6 protein-coding genes are annotated in these 4,064 nt (G+C 74.8%); all 6 read left to right on the forward strand.

Annotated features, from left to right (window positions below; genetic code table 11):
- Positions 1-58: 58 nt before the first annotated feature.
- A complete protein-coding gene (locus C6N75_RS29350; RefSeq protein WP_105871867.1) occupies positions 59-568 on the forward strand; it encodes a hypothetical protein in 510 nt (169 codons plus the stop codon).
- Between the two features lie 62 nt (positions 569-630).
- The gene (locus C6N75_RS29355) at positions 631-1,275 is read left to right on the forward strand and encodes a hypothetical protein (RefSeq protein WP_105871868.1); all 645 of its coding nucleotides are present in this window, start codon (positions 631-633) and stop codon (positions 1,273-1,275) included.
- A complete protein-coding gene (locus C6N75_RS29360; RefSeq protein WP_105871869.1) occupies positions 1,247-2,047 on the forward strand; it encodes a hypothetical protein in 801 nt (266 codons plus the stop codon). The genes C6N75_RS29355 and C6N75_RS29360 overlap by 29 nt, the downstream gene beginning before the upstream one ends.
- Before the next feature lie 92 nt (positions 2,048-2,139).
- A complete protein-coding gene (locus tag C6N75_RS29365) occupies positions 2,140-3,246 on the forward strand; it encodes a hypothetical protein (protein WP_105871870.1) in 1,107 nt (368 codons plus the stop codon).
- Positions 3,247-3,347: 101 nt separating this feature from the next.
- Positions 3,348-3,776, forward strand: coding sequence for a hypothetical protein (locus C6N75_RS29370; RefSeq protein WP_105871871.1), 429 nt, complete (start codon positions 3,348-3,350; stop codon positions 3,774-3,776).
- A complete protein-coding gene (locus tag C6N75_RS29375; RefSeq protein ID WP_105871872.1) occupies positions 3,773-3,991 on the forward strand; it encodes a hypothetical protein in 219 nt (72 codons plus the stop codon). Before C6N75_RS29370 ends, C6N75_RS29375 begins: the two co-directional genes overlap by 4 nt.
- The last annotated feature ends 73 nt before the right edge of the window (positions 3,992-4,064 follow it).

Consider the following 4,064-nt stretch of genomic DNA (forward strand, 5'->3'; position numbering starts at 1 on the left):
GGCCGCAAGCCCCCGCCCTCTGGCACCCTCCCCGCCATCCGGAAGGAACCGACACGTCATGACCAGCATCCCGCCCATGCCGCACGCCACGTACGAGGACGGAACGCGCCTGAGCATCCAGCTCTTCACCATCGCGGAAACCGGACTCGGCCCGTACGTCGGACTGCCCATCACGTCCCTGTGGTTCGACGACACCCCGCACCTGTTCACCAGGGAGACCGCCGCCAAGGTCGCCGCCGACGTCGCCCGCGACGACCTGTGCATGAGCTACGCGTTCGCCGCCGACGGCACCCTGACGCTCCAGTGGACCGACGACTACGACGCGTTGGGCCGCATGGTCATCGTGGTGCCGGACGCGCACGGCCGGTACCTCCTCGGCGGTCTGTGGCCGTGGGCCGTCTGGGGCGCCGACGGCGCGCCGCACACCGCCGGACAGGCCGCGTACGCCCTCGGCGCCGCCGAGTACCGGCTGTCCACCACCACGCACTTCCCGGACGGCCTGATCGAGCTGTACGACCAGGGCCGCGAGGAAGCCCACCGCGTCACGCTGCGCCGCGACGAACCCTGACCCCTCAGCCGGCCCGGGGCGCGCCCGCCGCGCCCCGGGCCCAACCCCGAACGGAGACCACCGTGCTCGCCGCCCCCGCCGCCGTCGCCTTGCCCACCATCCCGCACGCCATCGCCCGCCCGCTCGACGCCTTCCGGACCGCGTACGCCCTGAGCAACGCCGACCGCCCGGCCACCGCCGTCCCGGTCTCCGGCGCCCTGGTGCGCTCCCTGCTCGCCTCCGCGCTGCACTGCGGGGGCGCCGCCGCCCTGGAGCCGGACACGGACGCCGTGACGTTCACGTGGCCGGAGATCGGCGGCATGGTCCCCGGGCGCCTCGGCCCCGTGTTCCGCGCCGTGCCGTGCGAGCGCCCGGCCCGCACGCCGTGCTGCGCCCTGTGCGGGCACTGGAAGGGCGAGCACGACCACCCGGCCGTGCCAACCGCGTGCACCCGCTACCGGCTGAGCATCGGCCCGGCCCGCTACGCCGTGCCCGAGCACGACGGGACGACGTACGTGTGGGTCCGCCGCCTGGGCCGCACCCGCGTCCGGTTCGAGATCAGCGAGCCGACGGCCGCGTACCCGGGCGGAGCGCTCGTTGTTCACCGGCTCCGGGCCCCGGGGGACGGCCCGTACGACTACGCCGCTCACTACCTGCCCATACCCGAGGAGCAGCGCGCCGCCGTCCTGGAGCGGGCCCGTGCGCGCGTGCACCCTCAGCCCTGCTGACCCCCGCCCCCTGCTCACCCCCGTCGCCCTGGAGGACACCGTCATGCCCGGCCTGCTGCTGCTCGCCCCCCGTAAGACGACCGAGTTCGAGACGCCGCACGGCCCGGTGCGGCTGAGGAAGTACGGCGGCGCGCCCGGCCATGAGTTCGTGCGGGCCGCCGTCCTGGCGGGCAACGGGCGGGACCGGGCGGCCCTGGTGACGCTGCGCCCGGCCGCGTACCCGTACGCCGGGGCGTGGCTGGCCGCGCTCGCCGAGCACGCCCCGGGCGCGGCCGACCACCGGAACCCGGGCGCGGCCCCGGGGTCGGTGCGGCTGGTCGCCCAGATGACCCGGAACCACGCCAACGGGGTGCCCCGGCAGTCGGACGGGTCGGTGGGGTGGAGCGTGCCGGGGGCGTCCGCGCGGGTGTGGCCCGACGGCCGGCTGACGGTCACCTCGGCCGCCGGGGTGGAGCTGTCGGCCCGGCTGGAGGGGGAGCAGTGGGACACACACCGGGTGGCCGCCGTGGCAGACGCGGCGCTGCGGCTGCTGTGCGCGCCGGAGGCCCGGCACGTGACCCGGACGTCGGAGCCGCGCGGCTGGTCGCGTGCGGCGGATCGCTGGGAGGACTGGGCGGGTGGCCCGGTCGGGGTGAAGAGCGGGTGGATGTACGACGGTTCGTCTGTGGCCGCGTGCTCGTGCGGGTGGCGTGCGACCGTGCCGTCCCGGGACGGTGCGCGGGGCGCTGCTGCTGCTCACCTGCGTGAAGTCGGGGCCGCTGTCCCCTGTTGACCATCGGCGGACATGGTGTACAGTTTTCCTTGTTGGACGGCACGAGCGAGCCGGACAACAAACGCTCCGAACTCAACCCAAAGGGGACAACTGTGTCCGCGTACATCAACGAGATCATCAAGGGCCTCAACAAGAACGCCCGAGACGCGATCCTCGCCACCGCCGCCGCCGAGGACGGGCGCGTGCCGTACACCGTCCACCAGCGCACCGTGGACGCCCTGCACCGCCGGAAGCTCATCCGCGAGGTGAAGAACCGCAACGGCGGCTTCAACTGGTGCATCCTCACCACCGTCGGCAAGCGCGTCGCCGCCGAGCTGAAGCGGCGCGCCGAGGCCCGCCAGCCGGCCCAGGGCCCGGCCCCTGCGCCCGCCCCGGAGAAGTCCCCCGCCCGCAAGGAGCTGTCCCCAGCGGAGCGCACCTTGCAGTACGCGGACGCCGCCCGGATCTTCGCCGCGCTGCACCCGGCCGCCCTCGCGGTCGTGGACGCCTACCAGCGCAACGCCCTGGACACCATCGCGGAGGGCGGCCCCCGCTTCTCCCCCGCCGACATCTGGGACCACATCGGCGCGGAGCCGGGCGCCTACCTCAAGCACGACTGGGAGACCGACCCCAACGAGTGGGCCACCCCGGAGGGCTTCAACAAGGTGTGGGCGCACCTCGATCGGCTCGCCACCGCCGGGAAGCTCAGCCTGTCCCGCTGGGATGAGCTGGTCACCGAAGCGCGTGACCTGCTGCGCCAGGAGTCCCACCGCACGCCGCCCGTCGTGCTGGAGAAGGACCCGGGCGGGTGGCAGGTCCTCTTCGCCACGAAGTCCCCGTTCACCGGGGAGCGCTGGGCCGACATGCCCGTCGTCTCCGTGAAGCGCACCGCCCAGCTTCGCGCCGGGCACGACTGGGACGTCGTGGAACGCCGCCTCGGCGGGGCCGGACTGTCCCGGTACGGCTTCACCGACGCCGTGAGCGCCGGGCACGCCCTGCACCTGGCCCGCAAGCGCTGGGAGACCGAGGGCCCGCACGCCGCCTGGTTCTGGTTCCTCGCCGAAGAGGCGCCCGCGATCGAAGCGCTGCGCGAGGAGTACGAGCCGACGCCGGAGCTGGAGCGCGAGGCGTTCGAGTTCGCCCAGCGCGCGACCGCCAACGGCCCGCTGCCGGACCTGAGCCTCGCCGACCTCCAGGCCATCGCGCGCGGCGACGCCTGACGGCCCCTCCCGGGCGGGAGCGCGCGACCTAAGCCGCTCCCGCCCGGCACCCTCCCGCCCTCAACGCACAGCGCCACGCAACGCCCCTGAACGGAGCCCCCGTGTCTTCCACCGCCGCGCCCGCCGTCATCGAGCTGACGGACGTCACCGACCTGCACCAGCACCCCGCCGTCAAGGAGATGGCCCGCGACCTGTTCCGCGCCACGCCCCAGATGCTTGCCACCCTCACGAGCGCCGACGGCACGCCGACCACCCAGTTCATGCACCTGGCCAACGACCGCTTCCGGGAGATCACCGGCGGGTCGGGCCCGTTCCTCGGCAGCGTCGCCCGCGCCGTGACGGCCCGCCTGGACGAGATGCGCGCCGTGTTCGCCCAGACCGAGGTCACGGAGGCGGAAGCCGCCGACCTGGAGGCCCGGCAGGCGATCAGGGACATGTGGGCGTACGGCTCGCCCCGCTGCCCCCTCACGAAGTACGCCGAGAAGGCCGGGGACCACGCGGACCGGCTCGCCGCCGAGGCCACGGCGTGAACGCGCCCGGCGCGCAAGCAGCGCTCACCACGTACGTGGCCGCGTGCGGGCCCGCCGAGGCGGACGAGCCCGAGGCGTGGCAGGCCAGCGACCTCGTGACGGACGTGCTGCTGCTGTTCGCCCCCGACGACGCCGAGCAGATCCTTCACCGCGCCGAGCGGGACTACGCCGCCGAGCAGCCCGACGTCACCCCGGTCTACCCGGCCGCCGACTGACCCCCTCCCCTCCCGCCGCGCCCCGGTGCCCCTCAGCCGGCACGGGGCGCGGCGGGAGGGGAGGGGGTCAGTC

Source organism: Streptomyces solincola, assembly GCF_002982015.1.
Taxonomy (GTDB): Bacteria; Actinomycetota; Actinomycetes; order Streptomycetales; family Streptomycetaceae; genus Streptomyces; species Streptomyces solincola.